The sequence below is a fragment of the Gynurincola endophyticus genome (assembly GCF_003991195.1).
Lineage (GTDB): Bacteria > Bacteroidota > Bacteroidia > Chitinophagales > Chitinophagaceae > Gynurincola > Gynurincola endophyticus.
Window position 1 is genome coordinate 266,814 of the sequence record NZ_RCWL01000002.1, and the last position, 18,517, is coordinate 285,330.

Below are 18,517 nucleotides of genomic sequence, written 5' to 3' on the forward strand. Positions count from 1 at the left end.
TACAAAAAGATTTCATGTATAAAAGCTCGTTGTCTGTCAGGAAGGAAGTACTTCTCCATATTATTTTCTGGTTAATGTGGAGCTACTTCAACATGACTTATGATACCAACGGTGGTCTCCGGCTGGAAATATTCTCCATTACCTGGTTGACTGTATATGTAACTACTTTTTATGTGAACTATCTGCTGGTTTTACCACGGGTTTTTAAGCCTTTAAAATGGAGTAACGTATTTTTCGGCTTTGTGTGCCTCTACCTTTTTTTTGTTTTTTTCAGGTATTTGTTTGAACAGGTGCTGGCGAAATGGTGGTTTGATTCCCAGAACTATCCGGAAGGAACCGGTATTCTGTACTATTTATATGATAACTTCTTTTTCAGCATGCGGCCAATCATCTTAAGTACAGCTTTCTGGGTGATTCTTTTCCTGATCAGGTTATTGGAATACAACAACTATATTCTCGAAGAGCAGAAGAATACCGAGATTAAGTTTTTAAAAGCACAAATCAATCCGCATTTTATCTTCAACACACTCAATAATATCTATTCGATGGTTTACTTTCAATCGCCCAGGTCACTGTCGGCCATTGAAAAACTCAGTAACATTATGCGTTTTGTTACCTATGAAGCCCAGCGTAACAATATTCAACTGATAGAAGAAATTAATTACATCAATGCTTATATAGAACTGGAAGAACTGAGGCACGAACAAAAAGGATTTATCCTGTTTACCATTGAGATGCAGAATGAAAAGGTGGATATTCCTCCTTATACCCTTTCGCCGCTGGTAGAAAACGCGTTGAAACATGGCGCCACAGGATATGAAAATGCCATAAAAATCAATCTTCAACAAACCCCGCAACTACTTATCTTCACGGTTACCAATGCAATCGGAACCCAGAAAAAAGATAAACTTGGAGGGGTAGGCATGAATAACCTGCGTAAAAGACTAGAGATTTTACTTCCGGGTAAACACCAGCTCCAGTATCAAAAAACCGATCAATTTTTTACAGCCCGCCTTGAAATTAGATTATCATGAAAACATCCATTCACTGTATTATTATAGATGACGAGCCGCTGGCTGTTGAACTGATACAAGATTATGCACGAAAAACCGGTTCATTGAATATTTTATATGCCGGCAGCGACGTATACAAAGTAATACAACTCTTAAATACAGAGGTGGTTGATTTAATTTTCATAGACATACAGATGCCTGAATTAACGGGTATTGAGTTGATGAGTATGTTTAATCAACACCATAATTTCATTATCACTTCAGCTTATCCGCAATATGCACTGGAAGCATTTCAATTCAGGGTAATAGATTTTTTACTAAAACCAATCACCTTCAACCGCTTCTATCAAAGTGTAGAAAAATTCATACACTGGCAAAGCCATTTTCCCAGACCCGACATAGTTGACCATCTCTTTGTAAAAGCCGATAAAAAGCATTATAAAATCGCTTTCGATAAAATTCTTTACATAGAAGGGTTAAAAGATTACATCCGTATTCATACCAGTGAAGAAAACATCATTGTACTTGAAAACATGAAAGATATACTCGATAAACTTCCAAAAGAGAAATTTATGAGAGTACACCGGTCTTATATCCTCTCTACCGACAAAATAAAACTGATAGAAGGGAATAGTATTCAGTTACAGAATGGCATTTCAATACCGGTCGGAGAAACTTTCAGGAAATTAGTAGCAGAATGGGTGGAGAAAGGACAAGGGAAAATTAATTATTAATTAATAATGAAGAGTGGTGGTAGGCCGGTTCATTAAAAAAGGGAACGAAGAAACTACAGCGGCTTCTTCATTCCCCCAATATCTTAATCAATTTAAAAACTATTCTTTCTTACGATCAATCTGACAAGCTTTAGGCAGTTTTTTAAATGCTTCTTCCAGTCTTTCTTCATCATCGGCATCATAGCCCAGATTTGCAATATTCACTCTGATCGTTTCCGGATTAATGCGATGCGGAATATATTGAACTTTGGTAATACCTTTTCTCCAGTCTACTTCTACTTTTTGAACGCCAAGTTCACGGCCAACATATTTTATTATTCTGTTTTTACATTCTTCGCAATGTACGGTAGGCGTATTGATCGTGATCTTAGCGGTTTGCTGGGCCTTTAGGGTAAAACTCGTCAACAGAATCAACACCAACGCAAATAAGGTTCTCATAAAGATGTGTTTATTTAAGCTAAAAGTAATTTATATATTTCAGGATAAGCCTATTCTATTAAGATACGACTTTTTTTAGAAAAAACCAAAAAAACATCCTGAACCGCCTCTCCTATCCTATTAAAAACCAACTTATTAATAACTCTTTTTTCTAATTTTTATTGTTAGTATTCTGTAACGGGTGTATGATGTTCATAGCTCTTCGGAAAATCTCTCTTTCTAGAAAAACATACTTGATTTATCTGCACATACACCGGTTATTCTTGTGTATATTTAGTAGTCTTTTTTAAAAGTTTATAGTCATCATCGCAAAAACAAAAAAAATGAAAAAAACAGGTATACTGTTTATCTTACTGGCCATTTGTTCCGGTGCATTTTCGCAAACGGTAGACGAAAAGATAAAGCGCTTCGAACAAAACGTTTATCATTGGGATAAAACCAAGCAACGAACACTTTCACTAAAACAACTCATGGAGCTTTACGGTGCCAATGCAATAAGCATTGCCATGGTAAAAGATTACAAAATAGAATGGGCTAAAGCCTATGGATATGCGGATGTTTCTGAAAAACGTACAGCAACTGTTAACACTTTATTTCAGGCGGCTTCTATCAGTAAAAGCATTAATAGCTTAGGAGTGTTAAAACTATCCGAAGAAGGCAAAATCAACCTGGATACAGATATCAATCAATATTTAAAAAGCTGGCAATTCCCTTACGACTCACTATCAAAAGATAAAAAAATAACAGTAGCACAACTGCTCAATCATACTGCCGGTTTATCTACACATGGTTTCGGTGGTTATACCATAACAGCACCTCTTCCTACTATCATTCAGATTTTGAACGGTACTGCACCTGCTAATTCCGGTGCAGTAAGATCATTGTTTGAACCGGGTTTGAAATCTAAATATTCTGGTGGAGGAACTACTATTACACAATTGATCATTGAGGATATGACCAAACAAAAGTATGAGAATTATATGCAGCAGCAGGTTTTGTCACCCTTAAATATGACCGCCAGTTCTTACACTCAACCACCGGTAAAAACCACTGCCTACCCACTGGCTACGGGTTATTATCGCCAGGATAAAGAAGTGGATGGCAAGTATCATATCTATCCTGAAAAAGGAGCTGCCGGTTTATGGACAAACCCTACCGACCTCTCAAAATATATTATCGAAACTCAATTATCCCTAACAGGAAAGTCAAACAAAATACTCTCTACAACAACTTCGCTTAAAAGAATAGACGATAACCTGGGTGTATTTGTGCTGAATTTTGAAGGAGCAAAGTACTTTATGCATAACGGGCAGAATGAAGGTTTCACCTGTGTTTATATCGGCAGTGTGGAAGGAGGCGACGGATTGGTAATTATGACCAACAGCAACGATGGCAGGATACTGAATGACATTGCATGCGGTTTGATCGGTTTAAATCAATGGAAAAATTTTCCTTTAGAAGTATCGAAAAAACCTATTAACTTGGCTATACGGAAAGAAAGTTTGAAATCAATTGATCAAGGCATCGCACTTTATTATGAACTCAAAAAGAAGTATCCGAACGATTATAATTTCGAGAATGAAAGTGAGTTAAACAATTTTGGATACGAACTGATGAATGAGGGGAAGCTGGAAGCTGCCCTTAAAATTTTCGATGTGAATGTTCGGGAATTTCCTGCATCAGCCAACGTATATGATAGTCGCGGTGAGGCATATTTCAAACTCAAAAAATATGAATTATCTAAAAAAGATTATCAGAAAGCGTTAGAACTGGATCCTACTACAGCAACAGCCAAAGAGATGTTGATAAAAATAGAGGCACTGTTAAAATAGAGGCGTATTAAAAAATATTCCCGCAGTATAAGCAGGCAAGTGATCAATCCTCACTATTCTACCTATTCTGCGGGAAAAACTTATTAAGATGAGGTTGACGCTATTGATATTAGATCACCTCTGTAGCAATTGCTATTTCATCCAATTTGACGGATCTTTTTGCCATTGTAACAAAATATCCTGTTGCTCGGCGCTGATAAGTCCTTTTTCAATTGCCAATTCAATTAAAGTCGGATAGTTGGTTAACGGTCTGAGTGGAATCTGAGCTGCATCAAATGCCTGTTGGGCAACATCAAAGCCGTAGGTAAAGATAGAAACCATTCCAATCACCTCAACATCAGCCTTTTGTAAAACTTCCACTACCTGTAGTGAGCTTTTTCCGGTAGAAATAAGATCTTCAATCACCACCACTTTCTGGCCTTTTTCTAAAGAACCTTCAATCTGATTGCCCAGGCCATGTTCTTTGGGTTTCGGGCGAACATAGCAATAAGGAAGTTTCAGCTGATCAGCTGCCATTGCCCCCCAGGCAATACCTGCTGTTGCCACACCGGCCAGCACTTCCGCATCCTGAAATTCCTGAAAAATAACATTGCACAATTCACTTTTAATGAACTCGCGTATATAAGGAAATGCCAGTACTTTACGATTATCACAGTAAATAGGGCTTTTCCAACCGGAAGCCCAGGTAAAAGGCTGGTTGGGACTTAATTTAATCGCATTGATCTGTAATAATTTCTCAGCGACCACTTTTTCGTTCGTAGACATAATGTTTATATTATTTTTGCGACACTGTCACAAGTGAATTTAATAGTATGCAAAAAACCATTTATTTCAACAACAGTGCCCTTCACATTAGAAATTCGGAGCACAAAGATATTAAAGATATAGGGTTAAAGGGCCAGATATCTTACAAAGAATTATCTGATGTAGATAACTTAAAAGATTACGTGCAAAATTTGCAGTCGGGCAAGGCTGACCACATTATTTTAACCACTTCTTCTGTAGAGGAGTCGTTTAATACAATAAAATCGTTGTTTCAGCCTATCATCGCAGCCGGAGGAGTGGTTAAAAACGAAGCGGGAGAAGTTTTGTTGATTTTCAGAAGAGGTTGCTGGGACCTTCCCAAGGGCAAGCTGGACGAAGGAGAATCTATTCCGGAATGTGCTGTAAGGGAAGTAGAAGAAGAAACAGGCATCGGTAACATCCGATTAGGAGAATTGATCGTTGAAACCTATCATACTTATCGCGAAAAGGGGAACGACCTGTTTAAAACCACCTATTGGTATGATATGTCGGTAAAAGGAAATCCTATCCTAACTCCTCAGGCTGAAGAACAGATTGAACAGGTACTCTGGGCACCTGTTAACCGGTTAGAGGAATATACGAAGCAAACTTATGCTTCTATCAAAGCTGTACTCGACTGGTTGATTCAGAAAAAATAACCGGGGAGTCTTTTGACTCCTTTTTGTTGTTTTCCAAAACCATCGTACCAGTATTCAAGAAAAGCCCTCCGGGTTCTAATATAAATCAGAGCGGAAGGCTTTCTATTATTGACTAAAAACTTATGTTCAGGTATTTATCACCGGGGTGTAGTAGTCAGTTTTCTTAATTCGATGAGTACAATTTGTTCATTCAACATGGCGGCATAAAGGTCTGCTTCTGCTTTCGCCAGTGAAGACTCAGCCGTCAATAACTGAATCGGTGTATTTAATCCGGCCGCTTTTTTATCATTCTCAATGCGCAAGGCTTCTTTCCGGTAACCTACTGCTTTGGTGGCTACTTGTATTAAAGCCTGCGACTGTTGCCATTTTCGGTAAGCTTTATCAATAGCAGTATTTGTCTGCTCCTCTACATACTTCACATTTTCTGCCGCTTGCTGATGTAATAATTTTCGCTGAGAAATCGTTTCTTTATTACTGAATAAATCCTGAATATTCCATTTCAGGCTGGCGCCGATAAAAGGATTACTCTGTGGAAAAATAGCATTTCCCAATTGATACGTATAACCCGCTAAAACCCCGATTTCGGGCAGGCTACTCTTTTGAGCGGCCCTGATACCAATTGTTGCTTTCTGCTCTTGCAAACGGCTTAATTGTACGTCTACGTTGTTAATATTACCACTTTGATGCAAATCAGCTATATTCAATTGTTTTACAGCGGCGGCCGGCTCTTTTAATTCAACCGATTCCAGATCTATCCCTGTTAACTGCCTTAACTCAGCGATATAATCCTGCTCTTCAAAATTTAACTTCAGCAACTTCTGTTCTTCGTCTGCAATATTTGCTTTTAACCCTGCTTCACTTACTGAAATTGTTTTTCCTGAAATAACAGCGCCTTCCACATCGTACAGCTGAAGTTTAGCTACTTCAATATTTTTAGCTGCCTCCAGTTGACGTTTACGTACAACGAGTATACCGTAGTACAACTGTTCAACAGCCGACTGAAGTTGTAATTCAATCTGCGATTTTTCAAGCTTTGACATTTCATGATCAACTTTTGCCACATCTATGCCTGCCTGAATTTTTCCCAGTTGCGTTAAAGGCTGGTAAACTGCTGCTCCGGCATTGAACGTATGATGTTCGCCCAAAGGAAAATTAAGATTCTGTGCAGGCAAAGAAACCACATTAGTAGGCGACAATGGTAGTTGCCCTAATGTTCCTGCCGGAATTCCTAACTCTCCAACATTCACGTTATACTGATAAGCAGAACTGAGCGATACTACCGGATATTTCTTTATACCGGCTTCTTTCACCTTCGACTCTTTTTCAAGAATCTGCATTTCTTTAATACGAATCGGCCGGCTATTGTCTTTTAAAGATGACAATAACTCATCGAGTCCTACAGGATCTTTCGTTTGAGCATTGGTAATAATACCCGGCAGTAAGAAGGTAACACTCAAACACAAAACTTTTATATATAAACGATGATTCATAATTTAATGTTCTGATGATTGTTTGTTTTTCGAAGGAACAATCCATAGTAAGTAAATAACCGGTACGGTTAACAACGCAATGACCATGCTCCACACAACACCTAAAGCAATTACACTCGCCAGCGGGCTCCACATGGGCGAGCCGGATAAAATCATCGGTAATACACCGATTGCTGCTGCCATTGCGGTCAGAAAGATAGGGCGTAACCTGCGTTTTCCACTTTCAATAGCTGCCGTACGCCAATCCATATCATGATGTTTTACCAACTCATGCACGTGGTCAATTAAGATAATCGCATTTCTCACCACTACTCCCGATAAACTGATCAGACCCACAAAAGCAGTGAAACCGAAGTTATTGCCGGTGATCAGGAGGCCGAACATTGCACCGAATAAACTCAGCGGAATAGTCATCATAATCAAAATAGCTTCTTTCAGATTCTTAAATTGAAACAACAACGTAAAAAATATCAGCAATAAACTAATTAACAATGCTTTGATCATTTCAGAAAAAGTTTCTGCCTGGTTGCCATACTCCCCTGCATAAGAAATATGATATCCTACCGGTAAGTCAAGCTGATCGATCGCCGGTCGTATCTTTTTTAGTAATTCAGAAGGTACAGTATGCGGTGCTGCATCACTCAGAACCGTCAATACCCTGACACCATTCAGATGCATTACAGTTCCGGTTTTCCATACAGGTTCAAGTGTGGCTATTTGTTCAAGCGGAACTTTCGCCCCGGTGGCCGGAGAGGTAATATACATCTGTTGTATATCATCGATTGATTGGTTTTCCGAGTCATTTAATTTTAGTATTACACCGATCGTATTTCTACCTTCACGTATACTGGTAACCGGAGCGCCTTTAAATCCTGCATATACAGACTTGGCAATCACTTCTGTAGTAAAGCCCAATCTTTCTGCAGACGGTTTGATTTGTATATCTATGCCGTAATAATCTTCTTTAAAATCGTTCTTAACCAGTCTGCTTTCGGGATATGAATGAATAATTGAATCAACCTGTTTACCAATAGCTTTCAGGTGTTGGATATCATCTCCCCAGATACGTACTTCAATCGGCGCTTTCAAGGGTTTTCCCTGTTGCATGAGGCGCACCTGCGGCCTTCCTTCCGGTACAGCGGCTTCTACCTTCTCAACAAGTTCAGCAGCAAATTCATCAGCAGCTTTTATACTCACGGTATTCACTACGATCTGCGCGTAGTTCGATACAGGAAATTCAGGTGAGAAGTTATAATAAAACCTGGGTGAAGAAGTACCTATGAAAGAAGCATAATTAACTACCCTGTCGTCAGATTTGATCAATGCCTCCAGTTTTTCCGTTGCTTTAGCTGTAGTACTGAAGCTGGTTTGACTCGGCATCCATAATTCTACCACAAACTGATTTCGTTCTGCGGCCGGGAAAAACTTCTCTTTAATGCCATATTTGTAAATACCGAACGCTAAAAATAACGGTACTATACTGAATAGAATGGTTGTTTTGGGATGTGTTATACACCAGTCTAATGCTTTGTTATACTGCTCCTGCATTTTATCAAGTACATTCCCTTTTTTTGGAGGTGCTTTCGGATCATGTAATCCTTTTTTGATAAACGTGAAGCACAATAAAGGTGTAAAAAACATTGCCACAATAAATGACGATGAGAGTGCAATGGTTACGGTCCATGGTAAACTGCTGATAAACTCTCCTACCGGACCGGTTAGCGTAACCATTGGTAAAAAAGCCAGAATGATGGTGATGGTAGCCACAAAAATAGGAATAACCAGTTCACTGGCACTTTTCCAGGCAGCCTCCCACCTTTTCATACCTTTGTCCAGCAATTCAACATAATTATCCGCTACTACGATAGCATCATCCACTACTAATCCAAGCACTACAATCAATGCAGCGAGCGATACCTGTTGTAATTCTATTCCGAAAAAGTTCATTAATGCCAGAGTAATGGCTACTGTCATAGGAATTGCCATCGCAGCTACTACTGCAATTCTGAACGGAAGCATTACAATAATTACCAACACTACAGCTACAATAGCCAGAAAAAATTCTCTGATAAAGTGCGATATATTATCATCCACCATTTTCGGTTGATCGGCAATGGTAGTTATTTTAACATCCGAAGGCAACGTCGACTTAAAGGATTCTATTTTCTGATTTACAGCTTCACCGAATTTCACAATATTATTTCCGGCATTCATCTGAATGCTGATGATCATTGATTTTTCATCATTTACTTTGATCATACTGGTGGCATCCGCATAAGTTCTGGTAAGTGTTGCAATATCTTTCAGCTTTACTACAGAACCCGTTGAAGCGTACCCTACAATCTGATTTCCTAATTCATCCAGCGTATTATAATATCCTTTTGTATAAAGCGGTACTGTATAAGAAGACATCTCTATGTCTCCCGTAGGGAAAATATCATTCTGCGATTGCAGAATTTTAATAACATCCAGTTGTTGAATACCGTATTGAGCCAGTTTTGCAGAATTCGTAGTTACCTGAATCTGTTCTTTTAACTCTCCTTCCCGTTTTACTTTTGAAACAGAAGGAACTGAACGTAACTGATCTTCCAACCGCTGTGCATAGAATTTCAACTGTTCGTAAGAAAGAGTCTTACCAGAAATTCCTACAATCATTGCTTCTGTATCTCCGAAGTCGGAGTTTACTATTGGCCCGATTACACCATCGGGTAAGTCAATCTGTTTTGCCAGTAATAGCTGCTCACGGAGTTTACTCCAGAACATATCCGGATTCTGAACATTATCTGCCAGTTCTACAGTAATCACCATTTTACCGTCTTCTGAAGAGGAATAAGTTTTTTCTTTTTTTACTTCCTCATAACGGAATAAGTATTCTTCTACTTTTCTGGTGAGCTGCTCTTCTACCTGGGTAGAACTTGCACCGGGATAATAAGCAATCACCAATCCTAAACGAACAGTAATTTTGGGATCTTCCCTTCTCGACATGTTTAACAGCGAGTATACACCGACGGCAAAAAACAAGAAGAGTACCGATAGTGTAACCTGTTTATATTTAAGTGATTTTTCTACAAAATTCATCGTCTTAATTAATTAGTTGTAATCGTAATAAAACTACCGTTTGCTAATTTTTGCTGGCCGCCGGAAACAATTGTTTCACCGGCAGCTAATCCGGTTATTACTTCTACGTTTTCACCATTAATAGCTCCGATACTGATATTACGCTGAAATGCCTGTCCTTTTTCTTTATCTACGGTATATACATACGTTTGCCCTTCCGTAGTTCTGATAATTGTGCTTAAAGGAACCTGTAAGATTGACTTTTTCTGCTGACCGGATAATTGTACGTCGGCGATCATACCGGGTTTTATCTTAAGTTGTGGATTATCTATTTCAATACGAATAGTAAAAGCTCTTGTAGTTGCTTCAGCTGCGCCGGCTATTTCTTTTACTTTTCCGGTAAAAGTTTCACCCAATGCGCTGATACTAACAGTAGCGGTTTGTCCTATTCTCACATCCTGCAATTGAGTTTCAGGCAAGTAAGCATTTACTTTCACTTTATTAATATCTGCCAGCACCACAATCGGATAACCGGTACTAACAATTTCTCCATTCTCGGATAACTTTTTCAGTACTACACCGGTTATAGGTGCATACAAACGGGTATCAGTAAGGTTTTTTTGCTGAAGTTTTTGCTGAGTTAAAGCCGACTGCAATGTATATTCAACTTTTTTAAAATCGCTTTCGCTTACACTATTACGTTCGTGTAAGATTTTAATACGCTGAAACTCATCTTCTACCTGTTTTACCTGTACGTCGGCCATTTCTTTTGCAATCTGATAGTTTGCCGGGTCTAATTGAGCAACCAGTTGCCCTTTTGAGATACGATCTCCTTCGTTCCAGCCGAATTGCTGAATTTTTCCTGCTACAAGAAAGCCTAGCTTCACAGTGGTATTCGCGTCAATATTTCCGCTCAGCTGCAATGCCGATTGTACGGAATCATATTGAACGGTATAAGTAATCACCGGAATTGTTCTGGGTGATACCGCATCAGCACCTGGAGTTTGTTTACAAGCTGCCAAAATAACTACCACAGTCAATGTCAGCATAAAAGAGTATTTAAATCTCATCATTGAATATTATTTATTCTCAATCAGATAATATGTTTATAAATCAGGTATCTGAATACCATTCATCAACGGATGGGTAAAGGTGCAAGTTAGATACAGACAAAATGCAGTTTTATTGCAATTGTTCTGCAATACAAAGGACGTGAAGAATAGGGGAAGATTTTTTAATCTATATTAAAAAATGGATGTTTCCACGGGTTAATCCATGTTTTTAGACCGGATTACGCTAAGGGTTTGTTGGGTAATGCCCAGATAAGAGGCGATATCACCTAAAGGGGCTCTTAACAAAATATCAGGATTAGATTCTAACAGAGCACTATACCGTTCCTGGGCAGACTGAAATTGCAGCGAGTTTAATCGCTGAGAGAGCTTTTTAATAACATTCGTCAGAATGTTACGTACTAATGCCTGAATTTTTAAATCGTTATCGATATAGCTTTCAATAGACGTGTAATCGACTACTTTCAGTACGGTCGGCTCAACAGTTTCAAGATAATAGGGGAAATTATTTTCGAGAAATATATTTTCAACGGGGGCAAAGAAGGATTTTTCAGCGAAAAACATATGGGTAATGTCTTTCGTTTCCTTGTAGTAATAAACGCGTAACAGTCCTTTCTCGATATAGAAAACTTTTTTAGACTTGGATCCTACCTTCAATAGTTCATAGCCTTTAGGTAACTCTAAAGTTTCAAACAGGCTTTCTAACAGGTCGATGTATTCGCAGGAAAGCCCCACTTCTTTATGAAAATAATCTTTTAAAAGCATTCTCTCTCAACTACGATAAAGGTACAGATAAGTTAATGAATTTGGCGGAGATTTGATCAACAGAGATAAAGATTTTTCAGTAGTGTTCCTGTAAATAAAAAAGCTGCTTCGCAGGAAGCAGCTTTAAGCTTTTATGACGGCAACCGTGAGCCGGCTGATACAAATCAATTTATCTCTTTCATCGGTAATTTTTATTTCCCATACCTGAGTGGTTCTACCGATATGGATAGGTTTTGTTATACCGGTTACATAGCCTGAAGTAGCACTGCGGAGGTGGTTTGCATTTATATCCAACCCAACGCATTTAAACTGCTTATCGTCAACTGTTAAAGCTGCAGCAACACTTCCTAATGTTTCGGCCAGCACACACGAAGCGCCGCCGTGTAACAAACCATAAGGTTGTTTCGTACGATGATCAACAGGCATCGTTGCTTTCAGGTAATCATCACCGATTTCAGTAAACCGGATACCAATTAGTTCACCGATTGTATTTTTACCCAATGCATTGATCGCATCGAGGTGTAAATCGTTTCTAAACCAAACCATAATTTATTTTACTTTTTTGACGTCGCGGGCTACTGCGTCGGGTAAAAACTGTGCAACATCCCCACCATTACTAAGTACATCGCGTACCAGGGTGGATGCTACAGAAGTATACTGCGGTAAACAGGTTAAAAAGATGGTTTCGATATTCGGAGCAATAGACCGGTTCATATCCGCTATCGCTTTTTCATATTCAAAGTCATTCACATAACGGATTCCTCTGAGAATAAAGTTTGCGTTGTATTTCTGGCAACTGTCAACCGTGAGTCCTTCGTACACAATTGCCGAAACTTTAGCATTTCCGGCAAAGATTTCTTTTACCCAGGCAACTCTTTGTTCTTCTGAAAACATCGGCTTTTTGTTAATATTCCGGCCAATACCGATAATCAACTGATCAAAAAGCGGTAGTGCCCGGTTAATAATATCCAAATGCCCGATGGTAATGGGGTCAAAAGTTCCGGGAAAAAAAGCAATTCTTTGCATAGGCTAAGTTTAAGAAGTAACCGGTTTGTTACCTGATAATAAATACAATGCTGCCATACGAACCGCTACACCGTTTTCTACCTGCTGCAATATGATGGATTGTTTGCTATCAGCAACATCGCTGTCTAACTCGACCCCTCTGTTAATCGGGCCCGGGTGCATTACAACGATTTCTTTGTTAAGATTATCTAGTATATTTTTATTGATTCCGTAACTCAGGTTGTATTCTCTTAAGGTAGAGAACAGTACCTGATTCTGGCGTTCCAGCTGAATTCTTAATACGTTAGCCACATCACACCATTCCAATGCTTTTTTCAGGTTGTATTCGACTCTTACATCAAAAGCTTCCTGAACGTATTTCGGAATGAGGGTGGGTGGTCCGGCAAGGGTTACTTCCGCTCCCATTTTCTTGAGAAGATACATATTACTCATTGCTACTCTGGAGTGCATGATATCACCGATAATCGCGACTTTCAGCCCTTCTAAAGTACCGAATTTTTCTACCATTGAAAAAGCGTCTAACAAGCCTTGCGTCGGGTGTTCATTGATACCGTCGCCGGCATTGATAATTGCCGCAGGAATATGTTGTGCCAGAAAGTGTGGTGCTCCGGTAGCGCTGTGGCGCATTACGACCATATCCACTTTCATTGAAAGGATATTATTGACAGTATCCAGCAAACTCTCTCCTTTTTTTACGGAAGAGCTTCCTGCTGTAAAGTTAATCGTATCCGCACTTAAACGTTTTTCTGCTAATTCGAACGATATCCTTGTTCTGGTAGAATTCTCGAAGAATAAATTGACGATGGTCACGTCTCTTAGAGACGGAACTTTCTTAATAGGTCTTTGCAAGACTTCTTTAAATTCTTTTGCTGTATCAAGAATTAACTGAATGTCTTGAGGAGTTAGCTCCCTGATGCCGAGTAAATGTTTTACTGAGAGTTGCATGTCGGGAAGCAAAATTAAAGTTTATTAATTAAAGTCAATGAAGTTCTATTCATTTTTTTCTGTTCTATTACAATTAGGAAACTGATTGTCAGGTGATAATTTATTGAAGTACAACTTCATCAATACCATCTTTTGCTTTCCATTTCACAAAAACTTTCTGTGAAATGATACTGTCTATCGATTTTCCTACATAGTCGGCCTGAATAGGTAATTGTCTGCTGAAGCGTCTGTCGACCAATACACACAGCTCAACTTTTGCCGGTCTTCCGAAGTCAAGCAACGCGTCCAGTGCCGCACGGATGGTTCTGCCGGTCCATAAAACATCATCGATCAGCACTACATTTTTGCCTTCAATACTGAAGTTAATCGAGGTCTGGTTCGGCACATGGAGGTTATTTCTCACGTCATCCCGATAAAAAGTAATATCCAGTTTACCGTAATTAATTTTGTCGGCAGGTACCAGTTGTTGAATTTCTTTCACTACCTGATCGCTCACATAAACACCTCTCGGCTGTATTCCGATCAGAACAGTATTTTCCAAGTCAGAATGATTTTCCAGAATCTGGTGCCCAAGACGTTTGATCGTGATGGCGATCTGTTGTTCGTTCAGTACTGTTTTCAAGTAGTATTTTTTTTATAAAATTACAGCCATTTCATTAAAGTAGAAAGAGAAAGGGCTTCTATTTTCGTTATTCCCGCTTGTATCCGCCTGCAGCAACAAAAATCCCCTACTCTCTTTACAAAAGACAGTAAGGGATTCAGATCGTAAAAATTAAAGTTCATTTATCATTGACGCTTTACGGTTATGCTTCTTTCATGAAAGGATAAGCATAATCAGTTGGCGGAGCGAATGTTTCTTTTACAGTTCTGGCACTTAACCAACGATACAGATTCAACATTGAACCGGCTTTATCGTTTGTTCCGGATGCACGGGCACCACCGAATGGTTGCTGACCCACTACAGCACCGGTAGGTTTATCATTGATGTAGAAATTTCCGGCAGCATCTCTTAATCTTTCGCTCGCCAGTTCAATAGCATACCGGTCGCGCGAAATAATAGATCCTGTCAGTGCGTAAGGAGAAGTTGTATTTACCAGCTCCAGTGTTGCTTCAAACTCATTTTCAGGATATACATGCACGGTTAATACCGGTCCGAAAATTTCTTCACACATAGTAACAAATTTCGGATCTTTCGCTTCAATCACAGTAGGCTCAACGAACCACCCTTTTGATGAATCGGCATTACCTCCTACCCAGATAGAAGCATCTGAAGAGTTTTTCGCTTTTGCTAAATAGCTTTCGATATTTTTAAAGCTTTTTTCATCAATAACCGCATTTACAAAATTGGTGAAATCTTCTACGGTACCCATTTTAAAGCTTTTTACACCAGCTACTAATTTTTCTTTTACGGCAGCTGCAATGTTAGAAGGAATGTAAGCTCTGGATGCAGCTGAACATTTTTGTCCCTGAAATTCAAATGCTCCTCTTAATAATGCAGTAACTACAATATCTACATCGGCTGAAGGATGAACCATTACAAAATCTTTACCGCCTGTTTCACCAACGATGCGCGGATAAGATTTATAGTTGTTCATATTCTTACCGATTGTTTCCCACATTTTATTGAATACACCGGTTGATCCTGTAAAGTGCACACCGGCAAAGTCGCGGTGTGAGAAACAAACATCACCAATCACCGGTCCGTCAACATATACCAGGTTGATCACTCCATCCGGCAAACCGGCTTCTTTCAAAATACGCATAAACATTTGTGCGGAATATACCTGCGTATTAGCAGGTTTCCACACTACTACGTTTCCGCATAATGCAGCTGAAGCAGGTAAATTACCGCCGATTGCAGTGAAGTTGAATGGCGTTACTGCCAGTACAAATCCTTCCAAAGGCCGGTATTCTACTCTATTGTGCATACCTGGCCCGCTGATCGGCTGCTGACGGTAAATTTCACTTAAAAAATGCACGTTAAATCTTAGAAAGTCGATTAACTCACAAGCTGCGTCGATTTCGGCCTGATAAGCATTTTTAGATTGCCCCAGCATAGTGGTAGCGTTCATATACGGACGATATTTCGTTGCAATCAGGTCGGCTGCTTTCAGAAAAATGCCTGCACGTGCTTCCCAGCTCAAACTGCTCCATTCTTTTTTAGCAGCCAGTGCTGCTTCGATTGCTTGCTTTACGTGTGATGCATCACCTTTATGAAACTGACCTAATACATGTGCGGTTTCATGAGGAGGGCGGATGTTTTCTGTTTTACCGGTACGAACTTCTTCGCCACCGATATACATTGGAATATCTAAAGTTTGTGATTTTAATTCAGCTAACACTGCTTTCAAAGTTGCTTTTTCAGCAGAAGCAGGTGCATAGTTCAACACAGGTTCATTAGCGGGTAAAGGATATGAAAAATAGCCGGTGTTCATAATGTAATTTTTAACTATAAAAAATATGATTACTGTTCTTTCTGTTGCATTAAAAATGCTTTGATAAAACCATCCAGTTCGCCATCCATAACGATTTGAACATTTCCAACTTCATAATCTGTACGGTGGTCTTTAATCATCTTATAAGGATGGAAAACATAAGACCTGATCTGCGAGCCCCATTCGATTTTCTTTTTATTCGCATTGGCTGCGTTCTTCAGTGCTTCCTGTTTTCTCAGCTCCTCTTCATAAAGGCGTGACTTCAACATTTGCAAAGCCATTTCTCTGTTTTCTCCCTGCGTACGGGCTTTCTGGCATTCTACAATAATACCGCTGGGGATATGTTTCAAGCGAACAGCAGTTTCAACTTTGTTAACATTCTGTCCACCTTTACCACCACTTCGGTAAAACTCCCATTCCAGATCGGCAGGATTTACTTCCACCTCAATACTATCGTCTACCAATGGATAAACAAACACCGAGGCAAAAGAAGTATGTCTGCGTGCATTTGAGTCGAACGGAGAAATACGAACCAGGCGGTGTACACCGCTTTCTGCTTTTAAGAATCCGTAGGCAAAAGGTCCGTCGAACTGCAAGGTAGCACTTTTTACTCCTGCTCCGTCGCCGTCTTGCCAGTCGAGCTCGATCACCGACCAGTCTTGCTTTTCACCGTACATCCGGTACATTCTGGCCAGCATCTCAGCCCAGTCTTGCGATTCGGTACCACCGGCACCACTATTAATCTGCAAAACGGCCGACAATTCGTCTTCCGGTTGATTGAGCGTACTTTTGAACTCAGCCTCTTCCAGTTGCTGAAGGGCTTTTTCATAAGCTTCTTTTGTTTCTTCTTCTGAGGCTTCGCCGGCTTTCCAGAATTCAAATAATACAGCAAAATCTTCTACAATTGTAGAAGTTTGTTCATACAAATTTAACCAGTACTCGTTCAGCTTGATGCCTTTCAGAATTTCTGTAGCTCTTTTGTTATCGTCCCAAAAACCCGGGGATAAAGAGAGTTGCTTGTCTTGATTGATCTTATCGATACGGTTATCGACGTCAAAGAAACCTCCTCAGAACCAGGATACGGTCCCTCATAGCTTTTATTTGTTCTTGTGTCATAGGTCGTAAAATTAAAAAAAAATCATTTTAAAGCATCATCGGTATAAAGTTTGTATAACTTCCACCGAATTCATGAATTCTTTGTTAATCAACAAAAATTTATAACTTCGGTTTAGTTATTATTTGATTACCCAGTAAAAACCTTTAAATGAAAGTACTTTTTACACTTAGATCTATCGGAATGATGTTAATGTTGGCCGTATTTACCAGTAGCGCTGTTGCAGCTGCTGTGCCGGCTTCCAACATGAGTGTACCATCATCATCTGCTTATGGCGTGGAAGCGGCCAGTGCCACTACCATGAACAAAAAAGAAAAAAAGGCTGCCAAAAAAGCCTTGAAACAAAAATTAAAAGACCTGAAAGCAAACCTTAAATCAGGTAATTTAAGCGACACCGACACCTTGTTGTTGGTTATTTTGAGTATTTTATTACCACCTTTAGCAGTATTCCTGTATGAAGGAGCTATTACCAGCCGTTTCTGGATCAGTTTAATTCTTACCTTGATTTTCTGGATTCCAGGTGTTATTTATTCATTATTAGTAGTATTAGGCGCCATCTAATCTGCTATTATTTTATAGTATTGAAAAGAATCCCCACTGGTTGGGGATTCTTTTTTTTATCAGGCAACAATTTTGATACAATTTTTGTCAAACTATAAATAACTAGTGGATTATGAATAAAATATTTTTTGCAACTGTTTTATCGATTGTTGTAATGAGTTGCACCATGAACCGCAACGCTTCTTCCGATTCAGGCCTTTTACTAAATAAAAAATGGACATTGACCGGCTGGGGTAAAAACAATGATGCATTACCCGCCACCATGAAAGAAGTGTTCATTCAGTTCGAAACAGATCGTGTAAACGGACAAAGTGGATGTAACAACTACTTCGGAAGTTATACGGTCAAAGGCAGTACCATCACTTTTGGTAAACTGGGGTCTACTATGATGGCTTGTAATGAAGAGTCAATGGCCATGGAAAGAAAATTTCATGATGCACTCGAAAAAGCCAATAAATTCATGGTAGAGAATAATGTTTTAAAGCTTTACCAAGACAAAGAATTAATCGCTCAATTCAAATAATCAGATGCCCTTGTGGTTTTGAAATCCTATAACAGACGTTATAGGATTTTTTCTTTTATTCAAATGAATTAA

18 protein-coding genes are annotated in these 18,517 nt (G+C 39.2%); 6 read left to right on the forward strand and 12 right to left on the reverse strand.

The annotated features are described in order from the left end of the window. The first annotated feature begins 14 nt into the window (after window positions 1-14). On the forward strand, window positions 15-1,034 hold the full coding sequence (locus tag D9O48_RS05090; RefSeq protein WP_126971284.1) for a sensor histidine kinase: 1,020 nt from the start codon (window positions 15-17) through the stop codon (window positions 1,032-1,034). After that, window positions 1,031-1,747, forward strand: a complete 717-nt coding sequence (locus D9O48_RS05095) for a LytR/AlgR family response regulator transcription factor (protein WP_126971286.1) — start codon at window positions 1,031-1,033, stop codon at window positions 1,745-1,747. The genes D9O48_RS05090 and D9O48_RS05095 overlap by 4 nt, the downstream gene beginning before the upstream one ends. Before the next feature lie 99 nt (window positions 1,748-1,846). On the opposite strand, the gene D9O48_RS05100 is transcribed toward D9O48_RS05095, so the two are convergent. Continuing rightward, window positions 1,847-2,185 carry a heavy-metal-associated domain-containing protein gene (locus D9O48_RS05100; protein ID WP_126971288.1) on the reverse strand — a complete coding sequence of 113 codons (339 nt, stop codon included), beginning with the start codon at window positions 2,183-2,185 and terminating at the stop codon, window positions 1,847-1,849. Between the two features lie 323 nt (window positions 2,186-2,508). On the opposite strand from D9O48_RS05100, the gene D9O48_RS05105 reads away from it, so the two are divergent. Next, window positions 2,509-4,017 (forward strand): serine hydrolase, encoded by a 1,509-nt coding sequence (locus tag D9O48_RS05105; protein ID WP_126971290.1) that lies wholly within the window; start codon window positions 2,509-2,511, stop codon window positions 4,015-4,017. 132 nt (window positions 4,018-4,149) lie between these two features. Here the strand turns inward: D9O48_RS05105 and pyrE are convergent, their stop codons facing one another. Next, the gene (gene pyrE / locus D9O48_RS05110; RefSeq protein ID WP_126971292.1) at window positions 4,150-4,782 is read right to left on the reverse strand and encodes an orotate phosphoribosyltransferase; all 633 of its coding nucleotides are present in this window, start codon (window positions 4,780-4,782) and stop codon (window positions 4,150-4,152) included. Window positions 4,783-4,829: 47 nt separating this feature from the next. On the opposite strand from pyrE, the gene D9O48_RS05115 reads away from it, so the two are divergent. Next, entirely contained in the window at window positions 4,830-5,459 is a 630-nt protein-coding gene (locus tag D9O48_RS05115) for an NUDIX hydrolase (protein WP_126971294.1), read from the forward strand. Between the two features lie 137 nt (window positions 5,460-5,596). On the opposite strand, the gene D9O48_RS05120 is transcribed toward D9O48_RS05115, so the two are convergent. From D9O48_RS05120 to prfB, 10 genes are all read right to left on the reverse strand, one after another. Then, window positions 5,597-6,949, reverse strand: a complete 1,353-nt coding sequence (locus D9O48_RS05120) for a TolC family protein (protein WP_126971296.1) — start codon at window positions 6,947-6,949, stop codon at window positions 5,597-5,599. A gap of 3 nt (window positions 6,950-6,952) precedes the next feature. Further along, window positions 6,953-10,027, reverse strand: coding sequence for an efflux RND transporter permease subunit (locus tag D9O48_RS05125; RefSeq protein WP_126971298.1), 3,075 nt, complete (start codon window positions 10,025-10,027; stop codon window positions 6,953-6,955). 8 nt (window positions 10,028-10,035) lie between these two features. Further along, window positions 10,036-11,055, reverse strand: coding sequence for an efflux RND transporter periplasmic adaptor subunit (locus D9O48_RS05130; RefSeq protein WP_158624822.1), 1,020 nt, complete (start codon window positions 11,053-11,055; stop codon window positions 10,036-10,038). 219 nt (window positions 11,056-11,274) lie between these two features. Further along, window positions 11,275-11,841 (reverse strand): Crp/Fnr family transcriptional regulator, encoded by a 567-nt coding sequence (locus tag D9O48_RS05135; RefSeq protein ID WP_126971302.1) that lies wholly within the window; start codon window positions 11,839-11,841, stop codon window positions 11,275-11,277. 123 nt (window positions 11,842-11,964) lie between these two features. Then, window positions 11,965-12,387, reverse strand: a complete 423-nt coding sequence (locus D9O48_RS05140) for a hotdog fold thioesterase (protein ID WP_126971305.1) — start codon at window positions 12,385-12,387, stop codon at window positions 11,965-11,967. A 3-nt stretch (window positions 12,388-12,390) separates the two neighbouring features. Beyond that, window positions 12,391-12,867, reverse strand: coding sequence for a pantetheine-phosphate adenylyltransferase (gene coaD / locus D9O48_RS05145; RefSeq protein WP_126971307.1), 477 nt, complete (start codon window positions 12,865-12,867; stop codon window positions 12,391-12,393). Between the two features lie 9 nt (window positions 12,868-12,876). Then, entirely contained in the window at window positions 12,877-13,812 is a 936-nt protein-coding gene (locus D9O48_RS05150; protein ID WP_126971309.1) for an aspartate carbamoyltransferase catalytic subunit, read from the reverse strand. Window positions 13,813-13,912: 100 nt separating this feature from the next. Further along, entirely contained in the window at window positions 13,913-14,434 is a 522-nt protein-coding gene (gene pyrR / locus D9O48_RS05155) for a bifunctional pyr operon transcriptional regulator/uracil phosphoribosyltransferase PyrR (RefSeq protein ID WP_126971311.1), read from the reverse strand. 181 nt (window positions 14,435-14,615) lie between these two features. Continuing rightward, a complete protein-coding gene (pruA, locus tag D9O48_RS05160; protein WP_126971313.1) occupies window positions 14,616-16,247 on the reverse strand; it encodes an L-glutamate gamma-semialdehyde dehydrogenase in 1,632 nt (543 codons plus the stop codon). Between the two features lie 29 nt (window positions 16,248-16,276). Beyond that, window positions 16,277-17,363, reverse strand: a protein-coding gene (gene prfB / locus D9O48_RS05165; protein WP_199750503.1) for a peptide chain release factor 2 whose coding sequence is annotated in 2 segments (ribosomal slippage) — window positions 16,277-17,302 and window positions 17,304-17,363 — 1,086 coding nt in all. Because the reading frame shifts where the segments join, the coding sequence is not laid out codon by codon here. Between the two features lie 148 nt (window positions 17,364-17,511). Here prfB and D9O48_RS18935 point away from each other — a divergent pair. Both D9O48_RS18935 and D9O48_RS05175 read left to right on the forward strand, forming a co-directional pair. Continuing rightward, window positions 17,512-17,922: a YqaE/Pmp3 family membrane protein gene (locus tag D9O48_RS18935; protein ID WP_199750504.1), complete on the forward strand. Its 411-nt coding sequence runs from the start codon at window positions 17,512-17,514 to the stop codon at window positions 17,920-17,922. Between the two features lie 112 nt (window positions 17,923-18,034). Then, window positions 18,035-18,445, forward strand: a complete 411-nt coding sequence (locus tag D9O48_RS05175; protein WP_126971317.1) for an META domain-containing protein — start codon at window positions 18,035-18,037, stop codon at window positions 18,443-18,445. Window positions 18,446-18,517 lie beyond the last annotated feature (72 nt).

What these genes read in the sequence shown, in the direction of transcription:
- D9O48_RS05090 (WP_126971284.1), top strand. Translation starts at nt 15, where the DNA reads ATGTATAAAAGCTCGTTGTCTGTCAGGAAGGAAGTACTTCTCCATATT.
- D9O48_RS05095 (WP_126971286.1), top strand. Translation starts at nt 1,031, where the DNA reads ATGAAAACATCCATTCACTGTATTATTATAGATGACGAGCCGCTGGCT.
- D9O48_RS05100 (WP_126971288.1), bottom strand. Translation starts at nt 2,185, where the DNA reads ATGAGAACCTTATTTGCGTTGGTGTTGATTCTGTTGACGAGTTTTACC.
- D9O48_RS05105 (WP_126971290.1), top strand. Translation starts at nt 2,509, where the DNA reads ATGAAAAAAACAGGTATACTGTTTATCTTACTGGCCATTTGTTCCGGT.
- pyrE (WP_126971292.1), bottom strand. Translation starts at nt 4,782, where the DNA reads ATGTCTACGAACGAAAAAGTGGTCGCTGAGAAATTATTACAGATCAAT.
- D9O48_RS05115 (WP_126971294.1), top strand. Translation starts at nt 4,830, where the DNA reads ATGCAAAAAACCATTTATTTCAACAACAGTGCCCTTCACATTAGAAAT.
- D9O48_RS05120 (WP_126971296.1), bottom strand. Translation starts at nt 6,949, where the DNA reads ATGAATCATCGTTTATATATAAAAGTTTTGTGTTTGAGTGTTACCTTC.
- D9O48_RS05125 (WP_126971298.1), bottom strand. Translation starts at nt 10,027, where the DNA reads ATGAATTTTGTAGAAAAATCACTTAAATATAAACAGGTTACACTATCG.
- D9O48_RS05130 (WP_158624822.1), bottom strand. Translation starts at nt 11,055, where the DNA reads ATGCTGACATTGACTGTGGTAGTTATTTTGGCAGCTTGTAAACAAACT.
- D9O48_RS05135 (WP_126971302.1), bottom strand. Translation starts at nt 11,841, where the DNA reads ATGCTTTTAAAAGATTATTTTCATAAAGAAGTGGGGCTTTCCTGCGAA.
- D9O48_RS05140 (WP_126971305.1), bottom strand. Translation starts at nt 12,387, where the DNA reads ATGGTTTGGTTTAGAAACGATTTACACCTCGATGCGATCAATGCATTG.
- coaD (WP_126971307.1), bottom strand. Translation starts at nt 12,867, where the DNA reads ATGCAAAGAATTGCTTTTTTTCCCGGAACTTTTGACCCCATTACCATC.
- D9O48_RS05150 (WP_126971309.1), bottom strand. Translation starts at nt 13,812, where the DNA reads ATGCAACTCTCAGTAAAACATTTACTCGGCATCAGGGAGCTAACTCCT.
- pruA (WP_126971313.1), bottom strand. Translation starts at nt 16,247, where the DNA reads ATGAACACCGGCTATTTTTCATATCCTTTACCCGCTAATGAACCTGTG.
- D9O48_RS18935 (WP_199750504.1), top strand. Translation starts at nt 17,512, where the DNA reads ATGAAAGTACTTTTTACACTTAGATCTATCGGAATGATGTTAATGTTG.
- D9O48_RS05175 (WP_126971317.1), top strand. Translation starts at nt 18,035, where the DNA reads ATGAATAAAATATTTTTTGCAACTGTTTTATCGATTGTTGTAATGAGT.